Origin of the sequence: Alteromonas sp. McT4-15 (assembly GCF_020515205.1) — a bacterium.
Classification (GTDB): Bacteria; Pseudomonadota; Gammaproteobacteria; order Enterobacterales; family Alteromonadaceae; genus Alteromonas.
Genome location: NZ_JAJALG010000029.1, coordinates 1 through 25,319 on the forward strand (window position 1 = coordinate 1; position 25,319 = coordinate 25,319).

23 protein-coding genes and 1 pseudogene are annotated in these 25,319 nt (G+C 45.1%); 14 read left to right on the forward strand and 10 right to left on the reverse strand.

Annotation, left to right across the window (positions count from 1 at the left end; all coding sequences use genetic code 11):
• Positions 1 to 203: 203 nt before the first annotated feature.
• The 7 genes and pseudogenes from LHL20_RS21320 to LHL20_RS16320 all read left to right on the forward strand — a co-directional run.
• A pseudogene (locus LHL20_RS21320) lies at positions 204 to 323 on the forward strand (RHS repeat-associated core domain-containing protein); the annotation flags it as partial.
• Positions 324 to 368: 45 nt separating this feature from the next.
• Positions 369 to 869, forward strand: coding sequence for a NucA/NucB deoxyribonuclease domain-containing protein (locus LHL20_RS21270; RefSeq protein ID WP_443983614.1), 501 nt, complete (start codon positions 369 to 371; stop codon positions 867 to 869).
• The gene (gene comJ / locus LHL20_RS16300) at positions 869 to 1,342 is read left to right on the forward strand and encodes a competence protein ComJ (protein WP_226434052.1); all 474 of its coding nucleotides are present in this window, start codon (positions 869 to 871) and stop codon (positions 1,340 to 1,342) included. Before LHL20_RS21270 ends, comJ begins: the two co-directional genes overlap by 1 nt.
• 386 nt (positions 1,343 to 1,728) lie before the next feature.
• Positions 1,729 to 2,142 (forward strand): DUF2247 family protein, encoded by a 414-nt coding sequence (locus tag LHL20_RS16305; protein WP_226434089.1) that lies wholly within the window; start codon positions 1,729 to 1,731, stop codon positions 2,140 to 2,142.
• A gap of 173 nt (positions 2,143 to 2,315) precedes the next feature.
• Positions 2,316 to 2,642: a DUF6572 domain-containing protein gene (locus LHL20_RS16310; protein ID WP_226434053.1), complete on the forward strand. Its 327-nt coding sequence runs from the start codon at positions 2,316 to 2,318 to the stop codon at positions 2,640 to 2,642.
• Between the two features lie 763 nt (positions 2,643 to 3,405).
• The gene (locus LHL20_RS16315; RefSeq protein WP_226434054.1) at positions 3,406 to 3,549 is read left to right on the forward strand and encodes a hypothetical protein; all 144 of its coding nucleotides are present in this window, start codon (positions 3,406 to 3,408) and stop codon (positions 3,547 to 3,549) included.
• A 6-nt stretch (positions 3,550 to 3,555) separates the two neighbouring features.
• A complete protein-coding gene (locus LHL20_RS16320; protein ID WP_226434055.1) occupies positions 3,556 to 3,828 on the forward strand; it encodes a DUF6258 family protein in 273 nt (90 codons plus the stop codon).
• An 11-nt stretch (positions 3,829 to 3,839) separates the two neighbouring features.
• On the opposite strand, the gene LHL20_RS16325 is transcribed toward LHL20_RS16320, so the two are convergent.
• Both LHL20_RS16325 and LHL20_RS16330 read right to left on the reverse strand, forming a co-directional pair.
• Entirely contained in the window at positions 3,840 to 5,087 is a 1,248-nt protein-coding gene (locus tag LHL20_RS16325; RefSeq protein WP_226434056.1) for a multidrug effflux MFS transporter, read from the reverse strand.
• Positions 5,088 to 5,227: 140 nt separating this feature from the next.
• Entirely contained in the window at positions 5,228 to 7,234 is a 2,007-nt protein-coding gene (locus tag LHL20_RS16330; protein WP_226434057.1) for an alpha/beta hydrolase family protein, read from the reverse strand.
• A gap of 374 nt (positions 7,235 to 7,608) precedes the next feature.
• Between LHL20_RS16330 and LHL20_RS16335 the strand changes: the two genes are divergently transcribed.
• Entirely contained in the window at positions 7,609 to 9,363 is a 1,755-nt protein-coding gene (locus tag LHL20_RS16335; RefSeq protein ID WP_319003244.1) for an autotransporter assembly complex protein TamA, read from the forward strand.
• Complete coding sequence (locus LHL20_RS16340; RefSeq protein WP_226434059.1) at positions 9,360 to 13,139, forward strand: translocation/assembly module TamB domain-containing protein; 3,780 nt, start codon at positions 9,360 to 9,362, stop codon at positions 13,137 to 13,139. Before LHL20_RS16335 ends, LHL20_RS16340 begins: the two co-directional genes overlap by 4 nt.
• Positions 13,140 to 13,150: 11 nt before the next feature.
• Here LHL20_RS16340 and LHL20_RS16345 read toward each other — a convergent pair whose 3' ends face one another.
• Positions 13,151 to 13,741 carry a hypothetical protein gene (locus tag LHL20_RS16345; protein WP_226434060.1) on the reverse strand — a complete coding sequence of 197 codons (591 nt, stop codon included), beginning with the start codon at positions 13,739 to 13,741 and terminating at the stop codon, positions 13,151 to 13,153.
• Positions 13,734 to 14,240, reverse strand: a complete 507-nt coding sequence (locus LHL20_RS16350) for an RNA polymerase sigma factor (protein ID WP_226434061.1) — start codon at positions 14,238 to 14,240, stop codon at positions 13,734 to 13,736. The genes LHL20_RS16345 and LHL20_RS16350 overlap by 8 nt, the downstream gene beginning before the upstream one ends.
• A 355-nt stretch (positions 14,241 to 14,595) precedes the next feature.
• Here LHL20_RS16350 and LHL20_RS16355 point away from each other — a divergent pair, with 355 nt between their 5' ends.
• Entirely contained in the window at positions 14,596 to 14,871 is a 276-nt protein-coding gene (locus tag LHL20_RS16355; RefSeq protein ID WP_202262971.1) for a hypothetical protein, read from the forward strand.
• Positions 14,872 to 14,889: 18 nt separating this feature from the next.
• Here the strand turns inward: LHL20_RS16355 and LHL20_RS16360 are convergent, their stop codons facing one another.
• The 4 genes from LHL20_RS16360 to proB all read right to left on the reverse strand — a co-directional run bounded on the left by LHL20_RS16360 (position 14,890) and on the right by proB (position 18,370).
• Complete coding sequence (locus tag LHL20_RS16360; protein WP_226434062.1) at positions 14,890 to 15,792, reverse strand: DMT family transporter; 903 nt, start codon at positions 15,790 to 15,792, stop codon at positions 14,890 to 14,892.
• A gap of 18 nt (positions 15,793 to 15,810) precedes the next feature.
• Complete coding sequence (locus tag LHL20_RS16365) at positions 15,811 to 16,752, reverse strand: D-2-hydroxyacid dehydrogenase (RefSeq protein WP_226434063.1); 942 nt, start codon at positions 16,750 to 16,752, stop codon at positions 15,811 to 15,813.
• Entirely contained in the window at positions 16,749 to 17,186 is a 438-nt protein-coding gene (locus tag LHL20_RS16370; RefSeq protein WP_159625443.1) for an acyl-CoA thioesterase, read from the reverse strand. The genes LHL20_RS16365 and LHL20_RS16370 overlap by 4 nt, the downstream gene beginning before the upstream one ends.
• Before the next feature lie 86 nt (positions 17,187 to 17,272).
• The gene (gene proB, locus LHL20_RS16375; RefSeq protein WP_226434064.1) at positions 17,273 to 18,370 is read right to left on the reverse strand and encodes a glutamate 5-kinase; all 1,098 of its coding nucleotides are present in this window, start codon (positions 18,368 to 18,370) and stop codon (positions 17,273 to 17,275) included.
• A gap of 191 nt (positions 18,371 to 18,561) precedes the next feature.
• Between proB and LHL20_RS16380 the strand changes: the two genes are divergently transcribed.
• The 4 genes from LHL20_RS16380 (at position 18,562) to LHL20_RS16395 (ending at position 23,561) form a co-directional block, all read left to right on the forward strand.
• On the forward strand, positions 18,562 to 21,036 hold the full coding sequence (locus LHL20_RS16380; protein WP_159625439.1) for a M1 family metallopeptidase: 2,475 nt from the start codon (positions 18,562 to 18,564) through the stop codon (positions 21,034 to 21,036).
• Positions 21,026 to 21,583: a DUF6702 family protein gene (locus LHL20_RS16385; protein ID WP_159625437.1), complete on the forward strand. Its 558-nt coding sequence runs from the start codon at positions 21,026 to 21,028 to the stop codon at positions 21,581 to 21,583. The genes LHL20_RS16380 and LHL20_RS16385 overlap by 11 nt, the downstream gene beginning before the upstream one ends.
• 149 nt (positions 21,584 to 21,732) lie before the next feature.
• The gene (locus tag LHL20_RS16390) at positions 21,733 to 22,131 is read left to right on the forward strand and encodes a hypothetical protein (RefSeq protein WP_226434065.1); all 399 of its coding nucleotides are present in this window, start codon (positions 21,733 to 21,735) and stop codon (positions 22,129 to 22,131) included.
• A 92-nt stretch (positions 22,132 to 22,223) separates the two neighbouring features.
• Positions 22,224 to 23,561: an ABC1 kinase family protein gene (locus LHL20_RS16395; RefSeq protein WP_226434066.1), complete on the forward strand. Its 1,338-nt coding sequence runs from the start codon at positions 22,224 to 22,226 to the stop codon at positions 23,559 to 23,561.
• A 51-nt stretch (positions 23,562 to 23,612) separates the two neighbouring features.
• Here LHL20_RS16395 and LHL20_RS16400 read toward each other — a convergent pair whose 3' ends face one another.
• Together LHL20_RS16400 and LHL20_RS16405 are read right to left on the reverse strand one after the other, a co-directional pair.
• Positions 23,613 to 23,921 (reverse strand): DUF6482 family protein, encoded by a 309-nt coding sequence (locus LHL20_RS16400; protein ID WP_226434067.1) that lies wholly within the window; start codon positions 23,919 to 23,921, stop codon positions 23,613 to 23,615.
• A gap of 131 nt (positions 23,922 to 24,052) precedes the next feature.
• Complete coding sequence (locus tag LHL20_RS16405; RefSeq protein WP_226434068.1) at positions 24,053 to 25,303, reverse strand: sterol desaturase family protein; 1,251 nt, start codon at positions 25,301 to 25,303, stop codon at positions 24,053 to 24,055.
• Positions 25,304 to 25,319 lie beyond the last annotated feature (16 nt).

The following is a 25,319-nucleotide window of genomic DNA, read 5'->3' on the forward strand; positions in this document are numbered from 1 at the left end:
TATAGCAAAACACATCCGTCTGCCCTTAGCAGTCAGAGCATTTTCAATGATGCTTAATCAGCTATCTGCATTTTTCACGAAAGTCAGGCTGTTCATCAGGGATTATGGTGAACAGCCTTTTATCCGATTCGCACAAAGCAGAAAAACCCTTTAATATTAATTCGTTGAGCTAGGGATAGTCTGGATCATGAACCCGGTTATTTTACTACAAAGCACGGATTTATCATCCAAAGCTAGGTCGCTTCTTACAAACTGACCCTGTGGGTTATGAAGATCAGATGAATCTTTATACCTACGTTGCCAACGACCCAATCAACCATAAAGACCCAACAGGGAAAATTTTAGATACAATCCTTGATGTTGGCTTTATTCTCTATGATGTTGCTACCTTAGCCTACGATGAAGTTACAAATGGAGGGGCAAACAGAGCAGAGAATCTCACTGCTCTAGGAGCTGATGTAGCAGGGGCTTTAATTCCTGGGGCAACGGGGTTGGGTCTAGCGACTAGAACTGCTGATAAAGGCGCTGACGTAGTTTCAAATGTTACAAAGAATGTAGACATTTCTAGAGCCAAATACGGTGAAGCGGCAGAGCATATAGCTGACGCACAAAAAGCCGGTCATCCAGATGTGTTGACAATAGCTCGCGATGGGGCTGACGCAAACAGAAAGGCATCAATTGGTGGTCTGCCTAAAGTTCCCGGCAAACAACTAGACGAGTACCCTCCCGCGATGTTCAAAGAGGGAGGTGCGGGAGCGAGTGTTAGAGCAATCAGTCCCAAAAACAATATGGGTGCAGGCGCTTGCATCGGTAATGCTTGTCGCGGTCTCGCAAACGGTGAAAAAGTTAGAATAAGGGTAGTGGACTAATGGCCAACTTAGTTTTGCAGATGTATTTGTCATATTCTCAGATTTGTATTTTTTTGAGTTCCCTCTCACAGCCATTTAATGACTGGAGTGACCGAAATGTCACTCAGGGTTTTTCTTGGCGAGATGGAAGCGCCTCGTTTCGGGCACTTACAGATGAGGGCGATCATAAAATCAATTTATTCATCAACGAGCCTATTCCTGATATAGAAGACCACGTAGTTCGGGCGTTCAAGGTACCTTTTGAAACATTGGATGGGAATATCGAAATTGCGAGTATCTCAGATTCAACTCCTTTGGAGATAAGTCCGGGAAAGTATTCATTGCAGGTTGAGTTTCTTCAGTTTGATGATGGCGATATGCCTGAAATAAATATCAGGCTTAACAAAGTGCAGACTGACTTCGTAATATTGAAAGCCGATGAAGAATTGATTCTTGATGAGGATTTAGATTTGGAGGCTGTGCCGGCAACATAGAGTTACGATGCGACTCCTTGATTTGTTGTTACAAAGAATGTAGACAACTCTGTTATTGGCAAGCCTCGCACGGGAAGCGCTAATAAACTCCCTGATGGTCAGCACGGTTTCAACGACATTATTGATAATTATGCTGGTGATGCAGTCAAGTTTGACATTCCAACCAAAGGACTGGACGAAAAAGTTGTTCGGACATCTGAATTAAGGCAGATCCAAGGTAGCAATAACGGAGTTGATGGTGTTTTTGAGTGGATTGTTGATCAAGGCAATGTTACTCATCGACGATGCATACCCGGCGGTACAGTTACTGGTCTACCCAACCAAATTCCTAAGAAATAGGGAACAATATCATGTAGCCAATTAAGATATTGATAAATTTTGGTCTCTTGTGCTGGTCAACTATTTTGCTCGGATTGGGGAAAGGTGGGGTAAGTCGGAAGGATGTAATTGATTATGCTGTCGATGTTCTAGTCAACGGCAATGACGATGAGGACGTTGCAATAATAGCTACTGGAGAAACCCTGGGGGATGATGAGTTGTTAAACCTGATAACGAATCAGGTGGAGCAATCTGATGGCACCAACGACCTGGATAAATGGCGATTGGCTCATCTTATTGGTATTGCTGAGTTGAATGAAGATGAGCAGACTAAGCTTAATAGGCTGCAAGAAGTCTATGCGAATTTTAACTATCCAGAAGATATGGCTTCGTGCAGCATCTATTCTCAGGATGAGATTGATCCACTTGTGGCTATGATGCAAGTCTTAGAAGAGTTGAAGAGTAAGCTTACGCAGCAATAATTTAATGTTACAAAGAATGCAGCTACTCAGTTAGCTAAGAATCAAAGAGCAGCGTTTCCTGAAATACAACAAACTGGCGGGGTTGTTGTTGGTAAAGGTAAGCCGGGATTCCCAGGAGGCACCCGGATACCACCCACCAAAGTGAATATAGTTAGGCCATAGCAGAGTATAAAATGTCTATAGATCAGACTGGAGTTGTCGATGCAATTGGTGTCGATGACTCATCAGGAGAAGTTGTTTTAACAATCACAGATCGGTTTAAATGGGGCGATAATAAGCATTTACTAATGCTGCAGGAAAAGCTCAACACTTATCTGAGTTTTGTAGAAAGTGGTGAAATTCTTGATACTTATCCCGATTCGCAAAGTCGTGATGTTCTTATTAGTTTAGTGTGCAAGTACCCACCGGATGAGAACGGCTTAGGTTTTCTAAATCAGGTTTCGGGCATCGTTGAGGGTGCAGGAATGAAATTTAGTTATCAGGTTTTTAATGCTCGCTAGCAACTAAAGAAAACGCTAAAGAAGCCCGCACTCTGCGGACTTTCTTTTATCCGCTAGCTTTTTGTCTTCATGAACCTCAGCGCCTTGATGGCATCAGAAAATAAAGACACCCAACATAAGAAAAAACTTTTGAAGTTCGATTTTGTATTTATGATTGTTTGGAGTTGAATTTCTTGGTGCTACTTTTACGAAAGAGGCTAATTGGGTCATTTTGCTTTATTTTGGGAATTAAAACTCGGTTTTCAGGATGGAGATAACCCTCAAACCAAAGCATTGATACTTAGAGCTTTTAAATTAGATGTCAGGCTCATTTAAGTAAGGCCTTTGCTTTATCCATTCCTCGCATGCGCTTGTGGTCTGTATACTGGCTAAAGTTTCGTATCATGATTTTACTACCTGCAGCATAACAAAAGTGTTGTTCGAATTCGGTGGTGAGGGTTAACCTTAACCGGAATTATGGTATACATCACACACCATCCTTGGCATAGGTAAAATAACTAACCTGTAACGTAGTGTGTTTTTTGTTATGTTCAAAAATTAGGTTGAGTTCCCATTTATTCCCCGCTCAACGCAAAAAGGCAACCTATCGGCCATAGAGAGTGACTGTCTCGATGTTCCTAATGCACGTCAAGTATCTCAACTGCTTTAACTTCAATATCTAAATCGTTATTACCTCGCGCGCTTGTATATACTGTTTGATGAACAGGAGTATACTAGACACTGCCGACACACAGGGGCTTTTATGGGCAGGGAACTGTCAAAAATGCAAGATAGGAAACGGGCAAAGTTTACGCCAAACATGGACAACTTCAAGATTAGCCTGAGCTACGAAGGTCTCTCACTTAAAAAGGAGAATGAAGAAAAAGACATTACCGAGTTGAAAAGAAAGTATTCCAGAAACCCTTAGATTGTGATGATGGCGCAATTATCAAACAGCGTACACTCTCATTGTAAATTTTCTGACAGCGGTGTATTAATTTTTTCTGGCGTTAAATCTATAGAGTTTATGGATAATACAAACTTTCCAAACGATCAAATAAATGAAATTGTCGTTGATGAAGTTGGTAGCACACTAAGCTTCAAACTATTTGCTGATTCAATATCATCATCTGGAAAAAATATTGAGAGCTACGTAGCCATTGTAGCTGATAGTGTTCGAGTCTCAGTGCCGACTGCTACAAATTAAGTTACCACCGCTTACTCACCGCAATCACGTACGCGCTCAGCGTAACGCACAGACACATAAGCAAGCGCAAAGAACACTAAAAAGCCCAGCCCAATTGGCATTAGGCTGCCTGTTAGAAAACTATCGACAAACAGTGCAATTGGCACTGAAAAAAGGCTAGAGAAAGAGCCGATAATGGCTGCGCCTAAACCTGCCATTTCACCAAGTGGCTGCATGGCCATGGCGTTTAAATTGCCAAACAGAATACCTACAAAGAAAAAGCCAACAAACATTACGGCAACGGTCAGTGCGATAGGAGGAAGTCCGTCGTAAGCATAAAGCAATGCAACATACACCACAGCGAATATGTTCACGCCTTTAAGGGCAAAGCGACATAGTTTACGCATACCAAAACGCATCACCATTGTGCCATTAAAGTACGATGCCAAACCAATTGAAAACGCTAAGGTTGCAAAGATATAGGGGAACCACTCACCCATATCGTAATACACGGTAAAGATGGTTTGCGAGGCACTTAAGTACGCAAGAAACGCCCCGAAAATACAGCCCATTGCGAAGGTATAACCCATGACTGATGGGTGAGTAAGAATAAACTTAGACGATGCGAAAAACGCCTCCCATGAAAAGGCTTTGCGCTTTGCACGGGGCAGTGTTTCGCCTTGACGCGAGAAAAACCACAAGCCCGACATAGTAGCGACCACTAAAAAGAGCGTAAAAATATGGAACCATGAGAATAAGTCCATTACCGTTTGCCCAATAATAGGAGCAAGCATTGGCACCAATATAAATACCATCATAATAAATGACATGACGCGAGCCATGGCGTCGCCCACATAAAGGTCGCGGATTATGGCCATCGAGGCAATGCGTGGCCCAGACACGCCAAACGCTTGAATAATGCGCCCCACCAGCATTGTTTCAAGATTAGTCGCCATCATGCATACAAAAGTACCTAGTGCAAAAATGCACAGTCCCACCAAAATAGTCAGTCTGCGCCCGCGGCTGTCGCTAAACGGTCCAAAGAACATTTGGCCAAACGCCATGCCTACAAAAAACACCGTAACGATAAGGTGAGTTTCACTTGGATTTGACACATTAAGCGCATCACCAATTTGTATAAGCGCAGGCAGCATGGCGTCAATACTCAACGCAACAAGGGATGTCATTGTTGCCATCAAGGCAACAAATTCGAACAAACCCAACGCGGGCTTTGTAACAACTGCCGTATCCTCAGATACGCTTTGTGATGTCTGCGGCATAAAATCTCGAAGTAGAAAAATGTGAGGGAATAAAAAAGCGCGTTAAGACGCGCTTTCAGAGTACACAGTATAACCTATCCATGGTCAAAAAGCCGCCAACAATCACTATATCTGTCGCGAAATCTAGCGGCTTTAACGGTTTACTCGCTCTGCGAAACCGATTGAGTTTCCATATTCGCTGCGGGCTTTTGATGTAAATACATGTCTAAAAACGCATCCATTTCCTCAAAAAAGCGATGCCGATTGCGCTGAATCGAAAGTGAGTGATCACCACTTTCTAGTTCAACATACTTAAACGTCTTATCGTAATCCTCAAGCTCTTCAGCCATATATTGGCTTTGAAGTGGACGTACTATCCGATCTTCATCGCCATGAACCAGCAATATTGGCGTCTTGATACCCTTAGCATTGTAGTACGGAGAACGCGCTTCTAGGTCGTCGAAGTCATCACCAATTTGGTTTTTAACAAATTCGTTATTAAGAAACTTTCGCGAGTGAATAACGATATGCTTCAATGAACTCACACCAGCGAAACTGACTGCACAGTTAAATAATTCAGGCGTTTTAACCGTTGCCATTAAAGCGGCATAACCACCATAGCTAGCGCCGACGATACACATATTGCCATGCTCAGCATACCTTTGTTCAACCATCCAATTTGCCGCATCAGTAATATCGTCTTGCATAGCAAGGCCCCAACCTTTCATCTGGCTTTGAGAAAAGCTATACCCGTATCCTTTTGAGCCTCTGAAATTCGGGCGTAAAACCGCATAGCCTTTGTGGGTAAAATAGGCAGTCCAATAGTCAAACCCGCTGAAATCTCGCGCACCCGGCCCGCCATGAGGATGAATTATCGTAGGGAAAGGGCCTTCGCCTTTGGGCAAAGTTAAATACGCTTCAATTTCAACACCATCTCTTGCTTTGTACTTAATAAGTTCATGTTCAGATAGTGCAGCCGCATCAATTTTTGGGTACTGCTGGAAAACAAAATCAAGCGACCCTTTTTCGCGATTTCCCAAAAAAAATAAGCCCGGTTGAACATCAGACTCAGAATAAACAAGGTACACTTGCTCATCTCGACTAAAACTCACTAGGGTATTTTCGAAATTAGGTAGCCCCTTATTGATACCTTTTTGCAGTCCTTTGAAACGGTCATCCCAATAACGACGGCCATTGTGCCACACCCCAACTACATCGTTAGTAACCGATGAGTAAATTAGGCTGCCACTTACATCATAGCCCTCATCTGAAAAGACCTCAGTATGTTCATTTGTTGTCAGGTTAAGCTTGAATATGGCTTGATAATCGCCTTTATACCCTCGGTAATAAAGAATATTGGGGTCCTTTGCAAATCCGAGTGGGTATTCCCCTTTTTCACGCATCGCGTTGTATGAAAACAGTGTGCGCCAATCATCATCCTCTTTTAGATAGACATTGCGTTCGCCTGAATCGAAGTCGAGCGAAACGCCAACGCGAACGTTGTGTTGCCTGTCAGTGAGCCAGTCTCGTATTTTTTTCTTTCCTTTTTCGATGCGGCTTGTTGTACCCGTATTCACGTTAACTTTGTACACGGTAGGTAGGCCCAGTGCTTCGGCATCTAGCTGAAGTAATATGTGATCAGGGTCATCATCAAGCCAGTCGATTACATCATCATGGAACTGAGGAATATGTGTCGGGTTACCTGATTTTTGTCTTAGTCTATTCCAACGAATAAGATTAAACGGCCCTTTTCCACCACCGTCAAAGCGCATGCTCAACAGTCGAGTATCATGTACCTTGGTTGTACCTCGGCGTGTTTGATAACGAGCACTCACAAGTAGCCGCTCGTCATTCACCCACTTGTACCAACGAATTTTTACTTTTTCATTGTCAGAGCGCAGTAGGTAGTGCTTCTTGCCTTCAACTAAGTCATAAGTCGATAAAATAGCAAGGTCTTCAGGCGTAGATACATTTTGTACAAAGGCGAGCTTTGTGCCACTTGGTGATAGGGCGGGTGTCCCATAGGCCGGTAAAGCACTAAAAGCTTCAAACGTTCGCAAGACATTACTATCGGCTTTTGCGGTATCACCTGCCCAAGCAGAACGTGTTAGCAAAACCAAGAGAGAGATAATCACCCAGTAATGGGTTGGTAGTTTCAACGTAGGCATAACAATCCTTGTTTATAGTGCTGTAAACACTGTTTATTATTTTTATTAAGGAACTAAGAGCACGCTCTAACCTCATAATTAAGCGAGTATACTAACGCAAAAGACAAAGACCACAATAGTTGCCATTAATGAGGTATCCGTGATTGTGACCGCGTAAATTTGATCTCTCGTCGAAGTTTGCAGATACAAATCGTTGTTGTGTTATTATTGTGTTTGTTCAAAACATGGATTTTTATCTGTTTCACAGTGAGTACCGCCACCTTGCGTTACCATAAGGATTTTGCTTTTTCATGCCAGTTAACCGCCGTGGCGTCGTGACATATCGACCTCATTTTCTTACCTATCAGCCCACGTCATTTGGGTACAAAGCAAAGATGTTTAGGCAATGTTGCGCGCTTTTGGCACTGTTTTTCATAGCAACATGCAGCTGGGCTCAAGCCTCTATTACCTACGATATAAAAGGCGTTGAGCAAGACAAATTACGCAACAATATTCGCGTGCATTTGGGTAATTTAGACGTTGAAAAAAACCTATTGACCGACCCTTATTGGCAAGATGAAGTGGCAGCCACAGTGGCTAAAGCAGTACAACCTTTCGGGTATTACAACAGCGACACCAGTGTATCGGTCGGAGAAGGCGACAATGTTACGGTAACCGTTGCCCTTAATGCACCTCTCACAATTAACAAAGTAACGCGAGAAATTATTGGTGCTGGGCGTGAAGACAAGGCCTTTAGAGCACGCTTTAACTCACTTAAACTCAAAGAGGGTGATGTACTTGATCAAACCGTCTACGAGTCATTTAAGTCATCCATGTTCAACTATGCCTTGTCTAACGGTTACTTCGACTATTTCTGGCAAGCCACTCGACTAGATTTAGTACGAGAAGAAAAACAGGCTAACGTTTTGTTAATCGCGCAAAGTGGGCCGCAGTATAAGTTTGGCGAGCTAAAGTTTATCGGTGAAGATAAAGCACGCGCCATCATTGAACGTCTTAAACCCTTTAGTACTGGCGACGCTTACTCATCAGCCGTGCTGACAGATTTTAACCGTAGTTTAAACCAAGCGGGGTATTTCACCCGTGTTATTGCACGCCCTGTGGTAAGCGAAGCTGATGGGCTACTTGTCCCTATTGAAGTATCACTGCTACATCGGCCAACCGACTCATTTAATGCATCTATTGGTGCGGCAACCGATACCGGGCCGCGGGTACGTTTGGGTTGGGAGCGTCCTTGGGTGAATAGTCGCGGTCACTCTATTTCATCAGATATTTTTATTTCGGCGCCCGAACAATCGGTTACTGCTGACTATCGGATACCGATGAAGAACATTACGCAAGATTACGCCAGTATCGAGGCGGGTTATCAGTTCATCGAATACAGTAATACCTCGTTTGAAAGTGAAACACTCTCACTTGCAGGTCACCGCTATTGGCAAAAGAATAAGTCACCTTGGCAGCATGATGGCTCAGTCACATATTTGCGGGAAACCTATGACCAAGGCGAACTAAGTTCTAATACCACGTCACTTATTTTACCCGGATACTCGTTAACCTACCGCGAAAAAGATGCCGAACTGAATATCAACAATGGTATGTACTTACAAATGCTCGCACAAGCTGGCAAGGAAGGATGGGGCTCAGACATCGACTTTGCCAAAGCCGTGGTTGAAGCCATGCTTATCTACACCGTTAATGATGTTCACCGCGTTACCGTGCGTGGCGAATTGGGCGCGATTAAAACCAACAGCTTTGATGAAGTTCCTACATCATTACGCTTTTATGCAGGCGGGGACCAAAGCGTAAGAGGTTTTGATTTTCGTGAAATTTCACCCAAAGCGGAAGTGATAGACCCAGGCACAGGCGATCTTATTCGCGACTCAATTGGGGGTAAATTTCTAGCTACTTCAAGTATCGAATATGCCTATTTGTTTTCACCAAACTGGCGAGTTGCTGCTTTTGTTGATGTAGGTACGGCAACAAACGACGTTGATACCAAACTTACCTACAGCGTGGGGCCAGGTATTCATTGGCTTTCACCAATCGGACCTGTGCGTTTTTATATTGCTCGCGGTATTGCGCCTGACGAAAAAACGTGGCAATTCCACCTAATGCTGGGACCTGAACTATGAAAAAACGTACGGTCTCTTTTATTATTTCATCGCCAATCTTGCTGGTGGTGGCTATTTATGCGCTTTTGATCAGCCCGTTGGGTGGCCCAACAGTAAAGGTAATAGCTAACACCTTTGTACCTAATCTAGCGATTGAACGCATTGAAGGCGGCTTCGCCGACGACCTAACCATTACTAACCTCACGTGGCACAATCCGCAGTGGAAGGTAGACATTGGTTATGCCTATGTGGATGTAACATGGCGCTGCTTATTTGAACCTCGTGTATGTGCTAACGATATAGCTGTAAGCGATGCACGCATTACACAAGTGTCTGAAGCCCCAACCGACGCAGATACTTCAGCACAGCCTGGCGAAATAGTACTGCCATTGCCTATCGAGGTTACTACGCTAACCTTAAGCAATATTAACCTATCGCTATTAAATGCAGATATCGCGTTAGGGGAACTCGCCCTTGAAGGGTTTGAAGGTAATGATGCTATTGTACTTGAGAGTCTAGCCGCTCAGCGCATAGCAATATCGCTCGTTGAGGAGAGCGAAACCACATCAGCGCCAAGTAAGCCAGAAGCCGCGGCTTCTTCAGATTCTGCAATACCGGTCTCTTACTCGTTAAGTTACAGCGCACCTTCATTACCTGCGATAAGCGCACCTATGCCAATCACTTTGGGTACCGTACTTCTTGAAGATGTGTCTTATGTGAAAGGCAATAGCCAACAAAAAATAAAGATGGCATCGCTTAGCGATGCGAGTTTCAAAGGCAATGATGTTGCAGTTGATTCGCTTATTGTTGTACACCCTGACGCTGAGCTAAAAGGAAGTATTCAAGCGTCTCTCGCTAACAACTTTGCGCTGGAATCGGCCCTTAAGGTAAAAACCAAATTAGGCGATAGTGACCAAGTAGTGACATTGGATGCCAAAGGCGCACTCGATGATTTGTCGCTGTCTGTTGCCGCCACTGGCGCAGTTCAGGCTAACGTTAATGTAACTGCAAACGTGCTTAATGACGCATTGCCACTGGAGTTCACTGCGACCTGGGCACAGCAACCTATTCCCACCATGGAAGACGCAACGCTTAAAGCCGGCGAGTTATCACTTACTGGCACCATGGGAGATTATATTTTAAAAGGCAACGGCGCAGCGACGCTTCCCGATATTGGCGACGTGCCCGTTGCACTTGATGTGGTGCTTAAAAAACACAACATTTATGTTAACCAAGCCAATATTCAAGCCCTAGAAGGCAGTTTGGTGAACTCGGGCACATTGTATTTAGACAAGGTTATTGCGTGGGAAGGCAAGACGGTACTCAACGAAGTGTCGGCCGCCCGATTCAGTCAATATGCGCCAACGCGCTTAAAGGGTGAAGTTGACAGTATATTGCAGTACTCAGCACAAGGCGGCCTGCATGTAAGTCTTCGAGATATGAACATTGCAGGTGAACTGCAAGGAAAGCAGCTCCACGTGAAAGGAAATGCGGTTTACTCAGGCCCCAGTGACTTATTTGTCACTAACGTTAGTGTTCAGCAAGATAAAAACACGATTAGAGCCGTCGCTCAAGTGCTTAACAAGCGCCACCTTAACGCCGATGTTGATGTGGATGTTGCACAAATTGAGACCCTTTATCCGGAAGTCTCTGGCGCTATCAAAGGTAATATAAAAGCCGTAGGACCTTGGCAAAACCCTAGTGCAGATGGTGCAATAAACATTAACGATATTCGCGTGTCATCAACCGTTTCAGCCGCAATGGCAGAGCAAGGCCCTATAAATGGGCGCATTGCAATAGAGGGTGCGTACACGGATCATAAAGCAGACATCGCCCTTAATGTTCCAGAGCATCAAGTAAAACTGATGTTAGCTGGAGCATGGCAGAACAACCATTGGAAAGGCAGCATAAGCGAGACACAATTAAAAGTGGCCAACATGCAATGGACCTTATCCCAACCTTTTGATGTCGATATTGGTACTGCACCTGTCACCGCTAATATTAGCGCGCACTGCTGGTCTTCTCGCAAAGAGGGAGAGCTTTGTATATCAAACGTAAACTATCAAGAGGACCGCGCAAGTTGGGATATTAACGCGTCAGCACTTCCCGTGGGTTTGTGGGCAAGCGAAATTGCACCTCATGTCGTGTCAGCGCCATCTAGTGCAACGCTTAACGTAAACACCAAAGGTAGCTATTCGCCTAACGATCCAATTGATGCGACCTTTACTGCTTCACTTAGCGCTGCGCCATGGCAGTTGGGCCAAGAAAGACCACTGACGTTAACCATTAACTCGGTAGAAACTACCGGAAGTATTAAGCAAGGGCAGCTTACTTCTACCTCGTTAATTTCCAGCGAAGATATTGGTGATGCCACACTTTCGTTAAATACACGGCCACTGGATGACAGAAAACCGTTAGAGGGTGAACTGTTAATGGAAGGATTGGACGTATCGCCCTTCAAGCCATTGTCGCCCGCAATACGCACCCTAACAGGGATATTAAACGGCAAGATAACCTTGGGTGGCTATGTAGACGATCCGTCGCTTTCCGGTGAGCTAAGCATAAGTAATGGCGCTATTGATATTCAAGATACGCCTGTTTCCCTTTCTGATTGGGAGCAGCAAGTGGTGCTTAACGGTCAAACGGCTGAGCTTGATGGAAAGTTTGTATTAGGCGGTGGTAAGGGCTCACTGAAAGGCACCTTGGATTGGTCTGCCACGCCAAGTGCTGATTTAACCCTAAAAGGTAATGCCTTTGAGGTACGCCAACCTAATGTCCGCTTGCGACTTTCTCCCAATATCACAGTAATCGCCACCAAAGAGAAAGTGGATGTAACTGGTGATATCAATATTCCATGGGCTCGCATTGAAATAGAGTCGTTACCTGAAAGCGCTGTTTCGCCATCGAAGGACGTGCACTTGAGAGGCGAGCCACAACGTGAAGAGCCTTTAGACATTGTACATGCGTCCGTTTTGGTCAATATCGACAAAGCCAAAACTGAAGAAGTGAAGTTAGAGGCATTTGGCCTTACTGCCAGCCTGCACGGAGGCATCCGTGTGAATACGCAGCCGGCATTGGTGGGCTACGGCGACCTACAAATACTTAACGGTCGTTATAATGCGTATGGACAAAAGCTCATTATTCAAACCGGTGAAGTGCAGTTCAACGGCCCCATCGACCAACCCATGTTGCTGGTAGAAGCTATTCGCGACCCAGCAAAAACCGACGACGATGTTATTGCAGGTATTCGCATTGATGGCGCTGCAGACTCACCCAGTATTAACCTGTATTCAGAACCCGCTATGGACCAGCAGAGTGTATTGTCTTATTTGCTGACAGGTTCAGGCCCCAACTCACCCAGTGCAGACCCGAATTACGCGGCCCTACTACTCGGGTTTGGTTTGTCGAATACTAAAACCCTTACCGGGCAAGTCGGTAATGCGCTGGGTATTGATGACTTCAGCTTAAGCACCAACGAAGATAGATTGTCGGTGACAGGGCAAATTAATGACAGGCTGTCCGTTGAATACAACGTAGATGTGGGCCTAAGTAACAACGACGCCAACAGTACGCTGCGTCGTCGTCAACTTCCGCCAGATTTGGCGCTCAAATATCAACTGTTGCCCAGCTTGTATTTAGAGGCCATTCAAACCACGTTGGAAGACCAATCCGAATTCGCATTGGACTTATACTATGAATTTTTCCTTGGCGACAATAGAACATCTTCTAACGACGAGGATGATGAAAGCGCGAATGAAGAAAGCGACACCAGCAAAGATAACGAGAAAAACGAATAGGTACCATCGCCTTATTGAGGGCGATGGTTAGCCATTTCCTGTAAGGTGTTTAGTTGTCGTTCAAAGCGCTGTTGGCGCTTATGTGCCCACACACCCCACACAATCATAACTACGCTAATACCTGCAATTATTAGAGACATTCTGACGAGTTTTTCAGGAGGCACTTCTTGTGAAAAATACCGCTCAGCAAAGAAAACCGCCCCAAACACAATTGCAGACCAGGCAGAATGCTTGGTAATAAACGCTATTTTCACGTTGTTCTTTATCTGTTTGGTCAACTGCGTCAAATGATCAAGCGTTTGACTATCTTTTGAAAATGCCGCAACACGCCTTAACCACAATTGGTAACCCAGCAACGGAATAGCAAAAATAAGAATAAAGAGATTTATCATCTGCACAGTGAGCGTGAGCTTATCCCAATAGGTATACAACATGACCAATGCAGGTACGAGTGCGAGCGAGTCGACCACCATAAACACGCGCTGTTTTTTTCGCTCGCTGCGCAAATTAGCTTTAACCGCCGTTAAATCTATTGAGCTTACCGGCTGAGTTTGCCACAAAGCGGATAGATCATCGTTCATTTCATCACCGTCATTACGCATGGGGCGCCTCCTTTATCACACTTTGTTTTGCACGCTTTAAAATAACGCCCACATGATTTTTAGTTAAACCACAAACTTCGGCAATTTCATCGTAGCTCAACCCTTCAAGCGACAAGGTCAACACCTGTCGAGACTGCAAGGGCAGTGCTCGAACCGCAGTAAGTAACTGCTCTAATGATTGCTGCTGACTAGACACCACCTCTGGTGAGTGCTGTGCACTACAATAACCATCTGACCCCAGCTCATCGCTGTCGTAGTGGTGAGTATCTACACGTTTAACTTGGCTTGCCACGTGAGTCACTGCGCGGTTATGGGCTATTTTGAGAATATAGGTTTTTACACTGCTATCACCATTGAAGCGCGCCAACCCCTGCCATACTGCAATAGCAATCTCCTGTAATAACTCTTGTTGCATGGCAGGATTTGCCTCGTAACTGTTCGCTACCCTACTTAGCAATGCGCCATACTGTGAAAAAACCGCTTCGAAACCTTGCCCCAATCTGGTGGATCCTATCCTTTATTTTTATTTGTTTTGCGCATTGTAAAACTCAGAATTCATGAACCTAGTTTTAAGGCCACATTCAGCCTAATGTTCTTCATGGTATGTCGCATGCTTTTCAGCAAGCGTAACCTTCATCGCAGCGCTTCCCTTATTCTTAAGCCTTCTAAGAACGCGGTTATTCTATACAGTCAGCGTGTAACGAAATTTATTACACACTTTTTTTAAAATCGTTGTAATTTTTTTTAAATGGCGATGACTAGTGATAACGAAAGCGGTGCAACAGCCCCAAACTCTACGTTTAGGCGTTGCCAAAACACATAAAGACATAGTCAACACAACGAGGGAGAGCCTAATGTCTACGTTAAGCCTTGTATTATTACTAAGCGGTATCACATCTATTGCGCTCTTAGCGTGTTATCTTGATGCTAAATTTCAATGGCGGTTAAACGACTGGATGAATGGTCAGTGCAGCAATCCATTCATTGCAACCAACGCCTCGCAGCAAGCGCAGCGATTAAAAGAAAAAGACGCGCAAATTGAAAAACTCATGGAGCGCATTGAAACGCTGGAAGCCATCGTGACCGAACCTGCCTATGAGCTAAACAAGAAAATTAATGCGCTTAAGTAGTAATATTTTACACCGCGCCTAGTTTGGTATTGATGGGCGGCGCATAAAGCGTGGAATTTTCCCCATGGCTATCGCGTTGCCCATCAATACAATCACCACGCCAACCACAGATAGCATGGTCCACTGATACCCTTCAAAGAAGGTTGATATCAATAGCGCCACCATGGGATACACCAACACCACATAGGCCGCTTTATCAGCCCCCATTTGCTTGAGCAGTTTCATATACGCGCCGAACGCGAATACCGAACCAAACAGTGCCAGATAAACCAATGATAGATAAAAGCTTGTACTACTTGGAATAACTAACGTACCTGGCAGCAACAATGACGTAATAAAAAGCAATATCATGGCGTAGGACATCGCATAAAAGTTCATCTGAATAACCGGTGTGCCGGCAGTAAGAATACGCTCAGAAATAACGTTTCCAATTGACGCACACAAGAAGCTTACAAAAGCGATGCCAAGACCCGTTGCAAGCGCGGCATCCATCGACACTTTTGAAAACTCGGGCACAAATAAACAAATGATGCCGCCAAGCCCGAACGTGGCCCCTACAACGACTTCTTTTCGAATAGGCTCTTTTAACCACCAGCGGCGTAACACCACGTTTATGTAGATGATACACGAACTCATCAGTGCCAGTAGTGCGCTGATAATATGGGCTTGAGCAAGATACAGTAAGGTGTAATTAAGGCTATATAAGAATATGCCCACCGCGGCCATTTTAATGTGCACATGAACGGGAAGCGCCAACGGCAGACGCTTTAGTAGGCAATACGCTCCTAAGCAGGCGGAAGCCAATAAGTAGCGAAGTGCAATCGCAAAGGTTTCAGAGGTATGCCCAATTTGATAGGTTATCGCAATCCACGTAGAACCCCATATCAAGCAACACAACGAAAAAAGAGTAGCGTTATTCATTAACCAATTTTGTCCGTGCTAATTGCGTTGTAAAAAATGCGCAAGCTGTTGTATGGCACTATCAAAAAGCGTTTGTCTTGCACTTTGGCCAATCCATGCATTATGTGGCGTTATCAATAAATTGGGCAACTGTGCATTAAGCAAAATGTGATCAGATGGAGGCGGCTCAACCGACAGTACATCAAGACCCGCGCCGCCAATGCGATTATGTATCAGTGCGTCAAGCAAGGCGGCTTCGTCTATTAACCCGCCGCGGGCGGTATTAATTAAAAAGCAGCTCGATTTCATTAACGATAACGTGCGTTTATTAATGAGCTTTTCATTGTCTTTAGTAAGTGGACAGTGCAGTGATACTACATCGGCATTTGGCAGTAAGCTTTCAAGCGAAGGTCTAGGATCATCGTTTTTACCAGGGCGCCCAGCAATACTCACGCGCATTCCCAATGCACAGAGCAGGCTTTCCACGCGCTGACCAAGCGCTCCGTGACCAACAATAACCGCATGCTTGCCAGCCAGCTCGACAACAGGGCGATGATTAAGACAAAAATGCGCAGAGCGTGCCCATTCACCTTCTGTCACATCGCGCTGATAATTAACAAACTGCGTTGCCAAGTTGAGCAGTAGCGTTACAGCGTGCTGAGCCACACTGTCAGTGCCATACCCTTCAACATTCTTCACCTCTATCCCTTTCTCGCGGCAGAATTCAAGGTCGATGTTGTTCATACCGGTAGCAGTAACACCAATATAGCGAAGGGCCTTTGCGTGACCCAGGGTCGCTTCATTCAATACCACTTTATTCACTAAAAGGGCATGGGCATCCGCTATTCGAGAGATAACCTCTTCTGATTGCGTGCGGTCATGTAAGGTAACGTTTGCATCCAGTGATTCAAGGGCATGCGTATCAAGCGTATCTAAGTCCAGCGTTTCAGCATCAAGAAAAACCACATTTGGCTTGCTCATAGCACTTCACATATCGACTCGAGTGCCGCCTTAATTTTTACGGGAATTGGAATTGCTTTGTCTGACTTTTTATCAACAAAAACATGCACAAACTGGCCGTGAGCAACACGTCGCTTACTTTCACCGGCATAGACCGACAGCCCATAGGTTACTGAACTTCGGCCAATTTTAGCCACGCGCAAACCAACATAAATGGTTTCAGGGTAAGCGGCTGGCGCAATATACTGACATTGGCTACTAACAACATAGGCCACTGATTTACCGTTATGAATGTCTAAACCGCCTTCTTCAATTAAAAAGCGATTTACCGCGGTATCAAAAAAACCGTAATACACCACGTTATTGATGTGCCCGTAAGCGTCGTTGTCTTGCCAACGGGTGGCAATAGTCACCTGATAAGGATAGTCAGCAAGTGTTGGCGTGATATCAGTCATACTGCTCCTTGGTGCATTTAACCTAACCATAGAACATGGGCATTTTAGTTAGGCATTGAAATTGGGCATCGTGCTTTAGGGTGCGTTTAGTAAAGCACCATGTCATCGCGATGAATTGCCTCGTCAGCTGTCTCATAACCTAACACATTGGCGATGTCTTTCGACTTTTTCCCTTTTATAGCCATTAAGTCTTTTGCGTTATACAAGCACAGACCTTTCGCCACAATATGACCGTCGCACACCACTTCTACGGCATCACCTTGTTCAAAATGCCCCGTTACGTTGGTGATCCCTGACGGCAAAAGCGACGCGCCTTTTTGCACTAACGCGGCTTTTGCACCAGCATCAATTTCTATTTTTCCGGCCGTTTTCAAGGTGTGCGTTAACCACAAGCGCCTTGCATTCGCTGGAGTACTACTGGCGCTAAACAATGTCCCAGGTACCTTGCCTTCAATTAACGCATCGAAAGTGTCACCTTTTCTACCGTTAACAATGAGCGTTTGAATACCACTGTTGGTGCATTTTTCTGCCGCTTCTATCTTGGTACGCATGCCTCCTGTGCCTACTGACGTGCCTGCGCCCCCGGCTAGACCATAAATACTTGCGTCTATTGTATCGACTTGTGGAATGAGCGTTGCATTGGGGTCTTTACGCGGATCGGCGGTGTACAACCCATCAATGTCAGAGCAAATAATTAGGGTATCAGCTTGGGCTACTAGCGCGGTGTATGCCCCTAAGTTGTCATTGTCACCCACTTTCAGCTCATTCACGGCAACGGTGTCGTTTTCGTTCACAATGGGAAGAGCATTGTGGTTAAGTATTTCACGTAAGGTATTTTTGATATTCACGTAGCGCGTGCGGTCGCGCAGGTCGTCAGCCGTTAGCAATACCTGTGCGCACGGAAAATCAAAAAAACGCTGCCAGTTGGCCATCATCAAGGTCTGACCTATTGCTGCCATAGCTTGTTTTTCTGCAATTGACGCATTGTGACGAACTTTCACTTTGCTGCGCCCTGCGGCCACGCTACCTGATGAAACTAGGATAACTTCTTTGCCTGCTTCGCGACTTGCAGTAATAAAACGTGCCAGCGCAAGTAAATAACGACCACTACACTCATTGCCCTCTGGTGCAATAAGGGCACTACCAACTTTGATGACAGCACGCTGCCAAGAGAAACGATTCATAACGGGAAGTAAAAAGAAAACAAGAGCTCAAGAATACGACAGTTGGCGTGTGATGCAAAACGTTCTGTTACAGATTTTTTGCGTTAAAAGATGGTTAGTTTACGGTCAAAAACTGGATTCATTTGCCTAGCCCGATATACTAGCCGTGTTATTTTATAACAATTCTAACTTACAAGTTGCAAGGAACCTGCATGAGCACCGCAAAACGACACTTAATCTGGCTTGCGCCAGTGTTGTCTATGCTGATTTCTCTTCCAAGTGCAAACGCCGCCATTAAACAAACTAAAGGCGACTTTGAAGATAAATTCCGTCAGCTGGACGAAGTTCTCCCAACACCAAACGTATACCGTAACGCAGCGGGTGAGCCGGGACATCAGTACTGGCAGCAACAAGTAGATTACGACATTGACGTAAAGCTACTTGAAGACAAGCGCCGTATTGAAGCGAAAGAAACCATTACGTATCACAACAATTCACCAGATACCCTTAAGTATTTGTGGATTCAGTTAGACCAAAACAAATTCCGCGACGACTCTATGTCGGCGCTAACCACTACATTTGGCGGCATTGGCAACCGCGGTCCAGGTACCCAAGCAGCAAGTGGCGACAAACCAGCTAAATTGAGCATGGGTGCACTGCGTCGTCAGCAGTTCGTTGATGATAATGAGCTTGGTTACACTATTTCTCGCGTTGAAGATAAGTCAGGTAACGACTTACGTCACACTATTGTTGGCACCTTGATGCGTGTTGACCTTGCTAAGCCGCTAGCGCCTGGTAAGAAAGTAACGTTTGATATCGATTTTGCTTTTAACATTGTTGAAGAAGACGCGGTATCTGCACGTGCAGGTTACGAGCACTTCCCAGATGATGAGCGCGAAGGCGGCAACGACATCTTCTTGCTTGCACAGTGGTTCCCGCGTTTAGCGGCATACACCGACTACGAAGCATGGACTAACAAAGAGTTTATTGGCCGTGGTGAGTTCACGCTAGAATTCGGTAACTACGAAGTTGATATTACTGTACCAGCAGACCACATCGTATCGTCAACGGGTGTACTACAAAACCCGAAAGACGTACTAACCAAAACACAACGCGACCGTCTAAAGAAGGCAGAAAAAGCAGACCGTATCGTATTCATCGTAACCCCTGAAGAAGCGATTGAAAACGAGAAGGAAGGTACCTCTAAGCTCAAGACGTGGACGTTCAAAGCTGACAACGTTCGTGATTTTGCTTGGGCATCGTCTCGTAAATTCGCTTGGGATGCGCGCGGCTATCAGCAGGGCGGTGACACACAGCCACTTGTTATGGCAATGTCATTCTACCCGAAAGAGGGCGGTGAGCTTTGGCAGAAATATTCTACCGAATCCATCATCCACACCATGGATGTATACAGCCGCTTTAGCTTTGACTACCCATACCCGGTAGCACAGTCAGTAAATGGTCCAGTTGGTGGTATGGAATATCCAATGATTACCTTCAACGGCCCACGTACTGAGCTTCGCGATGACGGTTCTCGCACATATTCTTTGGCTGAGAAGCGCTTCCTCATTGGTGTTGTTATTCACGAAGTAGGTCACATTTATTTCCCAATGACGGTTAACTCTGATGAGCGTCAGTGGACATGGATGGATGAAGGCCTTAACAGCTTCCTAGACGGTGTAGCAGGTCGCGAATGGGATCCAACCATTCCTTGGGGTGTTGAGCCACGTGACATCACTGGCTATATGAAGTCTCAAACGCAAGTACCTATTATGACGCAATCTGACTCGGTATTGCGCCTAGGTCCAAATGCTTATACCAAGCCAGCCGTTGCACTAAATATTCTTCGTGAAACCATTCTTGGCCGTGAGTTGTTCGACTTCGCGTTTAAAGAATACGCACAACGTTGGATGTTTAAGCGTCCTACACCTTCAGATTTCTTCCGCACAATGGAAGAAGCATCAGGTGTTGATTTAGACTGGTTCTGGCGTGGCTGGTTCTATACCACTGACCACGTAGACATTAGCCTAGACAGCGTTTATAAGCTGCGTTTGGACACTGAAGATCCAGATATCGACTTCGCTCGTGAGCGTGATGCTGAAATGGAAAAACCAAAGTCACTTACCGATATTCGCAATAAAGAAGAAGGTAAAGAACTGTGGGTTGATCGTTTTGAAGATATCCGCGATTACTACGACGAAAACGACCGTTACACCGTAACCAACAAAGAGCGCAATAAATACAAGAAATTCCTAAAAGGTCTTGAGCCATGGGAACGTAAAGCCTTTGAGCGCGCGGTGAAGGAAGACAAAAACTACTACGTGCTAGATTTTAGCAACAAAGGTGGTTTGGTTATGCCTATTATTCTTGAACTGACATTTGAAGATGGCAGCAAAGAAGAGATGCGCATTCCAGCGGAGATTTGGCGTCGCACTCCTAAAGCGGTAAGCAAGCTTATCGTGACGGACAAAGACAAAGAATTAGTTAGCGTAACGGTTGACCCGCACTGGGAAACAGCAGACGTTGATGTGGAAAATAACCACTACCCACGTCGTATCATCCCATCGCGTATTGAAGCGTACAAGAATAAGCCGCGCAACACTTACGAGTACCGCGACTTGATGCACGATTCAAAGACCGAGCTAGATAAAGACGAAGACAAAGAAGAGGACAAAGATGACGAATAAGTTGTCTTTGGCTTTAAAGCAGGGCACTTCAGCCCTGCTTGCCAGTCTTATTGTCTTAACAGTGATTTGTGCTAGCTTGTTTAGTGCACAGCTACAAGCGCATCAAATTAAGGCCGCCATTACCACAGTGTTGTTTAATCAACGCACTGAAAACATTGAAGTCATGCACCGCTTTAATCTTCATGATGCTGAACACGCGGTAAAAGCCTTGTTCGACAAGCATGCTGATATTATGGATGACATAGATACTCAGCAAGCATTTGCCGACTATGTGGCCAAGCATTTCGCTATTTTAGATAGTGAAGGTGAACCTCTGGCACTGGCTAAAGTTGGATTTGAAGTAGAAGGCAAGCATTTCTGGGTATACCAAGAAACCGCTGAGCCACCAGCGCTTGAAGGCTTAAAGATTCGCCATGACGCGCTGCGCGACTTATGGCCAAAACAAGTCAACACAATAAACGTTGAAGGTAAAGGCGATATAAAAACCTTAACGTTTGCAGACAGCGTGAATTTGCTTGAGGTCAGCTTTAAAGGCCATCAACACTAAACTTATTAGCACGTCGTTAATAGATTGAAAGCCCGCACTAAGTCGCGGGCTTTTTTATTACATTAAGTATGTGAGACTGAAGTCGTATAGTGTTTTTGGGTTAACTTCACTAACGTTAGTGTGGGTAAATAAACACGTAAGGGCTTAGTATGAGCAACAGCGTAGCTTCTTCAATAAACACGACGACAAAACGCGTTCAATCTCGCAGTGAAAGAAAGCGTAGGTCAACTAACGCTAAAAGTAGCGATACGCCAGAGACGCCAATTGTTCAAGCTGAGCTCGCTAACGCCAGCAATAACGCCTTTGCAAACAAGAAAAACATCATGTGGGTGCTATTGAGCGGTGCAATGGCGCTTACGTTTATCATCATGCTGTTTTTGCCTAATACCGGTATGGGCAGTGGCCTCATTGCTACCTATTCTGCCATGTTGTGGTGCGGCTTCTTTGGTGCTTCGCTGTGGCGATATCGCAATGCAAGCGGGTGGGCCGGCTTTGCCTATGGTAGCGTTGTAGGTTTTGTTATCCAGTTCATTTCCCAGTTGATGTAAGACACAAGCCGTTATACTACTGTCGTAAGTTAGAGTAATCACGAACGCCCTTGCTCGCGTAGTAAAAGGGTACATTGTTTATGAGTTAGCGTATGACAGATAAACCTACTTCTCGGCCTACCAAGGCTATTCCATCTTCTCGGCTCTCTCGCGTCACCCGATTGGGCACACTGGCCGGAAAAATAGCGACAAGCGTAGTGACACAAGGTGCCGGGCAACTGCTCAAAGGAGAGAAGCCTGTACTGTCGTCACTGCTATTAACCCCTAAAAACATTGGTAATATTGCCGATCAGCTCGCGACCATGCGTGGTGCAGCGATGAAGCTAGGCCAGCTTATTTCAATGGATGCAGGCGACTTTCTCCCCCCAGAACTTGCGGTAATTTTGGGGCGCCTTCGCGAAGATGCCGATCCTATGCCCAAAACTCAACTCATCGAAACATTAGCAGCATCGTGGGGCGAGAACTGGCAAGCATCGCTATTGTATTTTTCCTTCGCGCCTGTTGCTGCAGCGTCTATAGGTCAGGTTCACAAAGCCATTACGATGGATGGCAAAATGCTAGCCGTAAAAGTGCAATATCCCGGCGTAAAAAAGAGTATCGACAGTGATGTTGATAATGTAGCGTCACTGATTAAGTTAACGGGTTTGGTGCCAAAATCACTGAACATCTCGCCACTGCTTAGCGAGGCTAAGCTACAGTTACATCAAGAAGCCGATTACCAGCGTGAAGCAACCATGCTCATGCGCTATCGCAGTTATTTAGAAGACAACTCGTATTTTGTAATTCCAGCTACTTATCCTCCACTAACGTCTGATACCGTACTTGCCATGGACTATATCGAGGCAGTAGATCTGGATATTCTTCAAAGTGAACCCCAAGCAGTCAGAGACAAATTAATGACAGCGCTCATGGCACTTTTCTTCAACGAGGTTTTTAATTTCAAGCTGTTGCAAAGTGACCCTAATTTAGCCAATTACAAATACAAAAGTGAAACGCAGCAAATTGTATTACTTGATTTTGGTGCGACTCGAGAAGTACCCGACGCCATTGCAGTGCACTATCAAGCATTGTTAAACAGCGCTGCAGACAATAACGTTGAAGAAATGCGACGCGCAGCAATGGCCATTGGCTTAATTGATGACAGTCATAGCGAAGCGCAAGTTACCGCGGTTATCAACATAGGCATGGAAGCCTGTGAAGCAATTAGAAGCGACGAGCCTTATGATTTTGGCAACAGCGACCTTGTTACTCGGTTACATGACAAAGGGATGACGCTTACTATGGAGCATAACTTTTGGCATACGCCACCTGCAGATGCACTATTTATCCACCGCAAACTAGGCGGGCTATTCCTACTCGCCAAACGTTTGAGCGCAAGAGTTGATATGCGAAAAGCGGCTGCGCCTTGGCTTGAGGTAAACAACGCCTAGCTAACACCTTCGATACCATAGGGCGACAAAGGTGCTATGGGGCAGGGTTCACTAATAGGGAAGATCCATACTAAATGGCAGCGCCATTTGTTCAGCACTTTTGGGTGGATTACCTATCATTTCATCGTAAGGGGTGTCGTGTTTCATGACCGCTTTTGCAACGCTGCAATGTGCAAATGCTTCTCGAATATGGCCGGCGCTAAAAAAACGCATTGGTTTGTCTTTTGTGTCGTACACCATACCGCTTTTATCGCCAATAGAAAGATAAACAAGATAAACGTTCATCTCATAAGATTGCACTTCCAAATAATCGATTGCCGTCGGCGTATCTTCAATATCTTTAAAATAGAACTTATGCATACATACCTCATTAAGCTTAACGCTAGAGCATGCACTGTGGTTTATAATACATGACGTGCGGTATGTTAAACGTTGGGACATACCGCTACGAAATAATGCTTTGCGCTTACCTAGCGTAGTAGGTAATTACGTTAGGCGAGGTTATCAGGTTCAGTGGGCAGGACCGCTTCTTCAAGCGGTGGGCGATGCTGAGTATGACGCACGGCATTAGCTAACATGAATAAACTTGCGAACGAACACAGAGTATAAACAATTGCCGCAACACCCATGCCGCCAGCGACCCACATCAGTGGAAATACGAGTAGACGGGGTCCTTCCATTGCCAGTGACATTTTTGACTGAGACAGGATGAACCCATTTTGAATACTCATAACAATAACAGTTGCAACGGCTATGAGTTGGTGACTAGTAGGCAATGCATTAATATTTAGCAATAAATATAGCGTTACACCTAGCATAATCAGGTGCTGAACAAGACTGTAGCGCGTTACCGCTTTGTGTAGTTTTGGATGGTATTTTTTAAATTCACTCAACGGCTTTTTTTCCTGCACGAAGCGCATAGATACATCTTCAGGTCGCCACCCTGTGCGACCAAACCATACGCGGAATTTATCTTTCCATGACCGAGTGTAATAGCTGTCCCTCGCTAATTGACTGTAAATTTGTAAGTTGGCCCATATAGGGTTAAAGCTTCTAAGTGCACCGCGTATTCCATACACCGGTGGCTCCTCGTCAAGCTCGGGAATAAAAGTACCAAAAAGGCGATCCCAAAGAATAAATACCCCGCCGTAATTCTTATCAATATAGACGCGGTTTTGCGCGTGATGTACGCGATGGTTAGACGGCGTAACAAAGACGTACTCCATCCAGCCTAAGGTTTTGATATGCTGCGTGTGTACCCAGAATTGATACACCAAATTAAGTGCCCCAACCGTAATAATCATCTCGGGCTCAAATCCTACTAAAGCCAATGGCAGATAGAACACCCAACTAAACAAGGCACCGCTGGTTTGTCTTAATGCTGTAGTAAGGTTGTAGTCTTCGCTTGAGTGATGCACAACATGTGCTGCCCACAAGATACTCATCTCGTGGCCCATTCGATGGTTCCAATAGTAAAAAAAGTCGTAAGCGACAAAAGCAATTACCCATACCCACCATGCATCTGGCAAGGAGAACAACGCAATGGCGTCGTATACTAAAACATAGATGGTAAACGGAATGAGTTGGTGGCCGATGGCAACGACGCGAGACAAAACCCCAGCGCTTAAACTGGTTATGGCGTCGTTCGTGCGATAGTGCCCCGTTTTTCTTTTGTAATCGACATAAAGCTCAATGCCAATTAACAGAAAAAACAGTGGGATAGCGAATAATATTACGGTCATACCAATACATTAAACT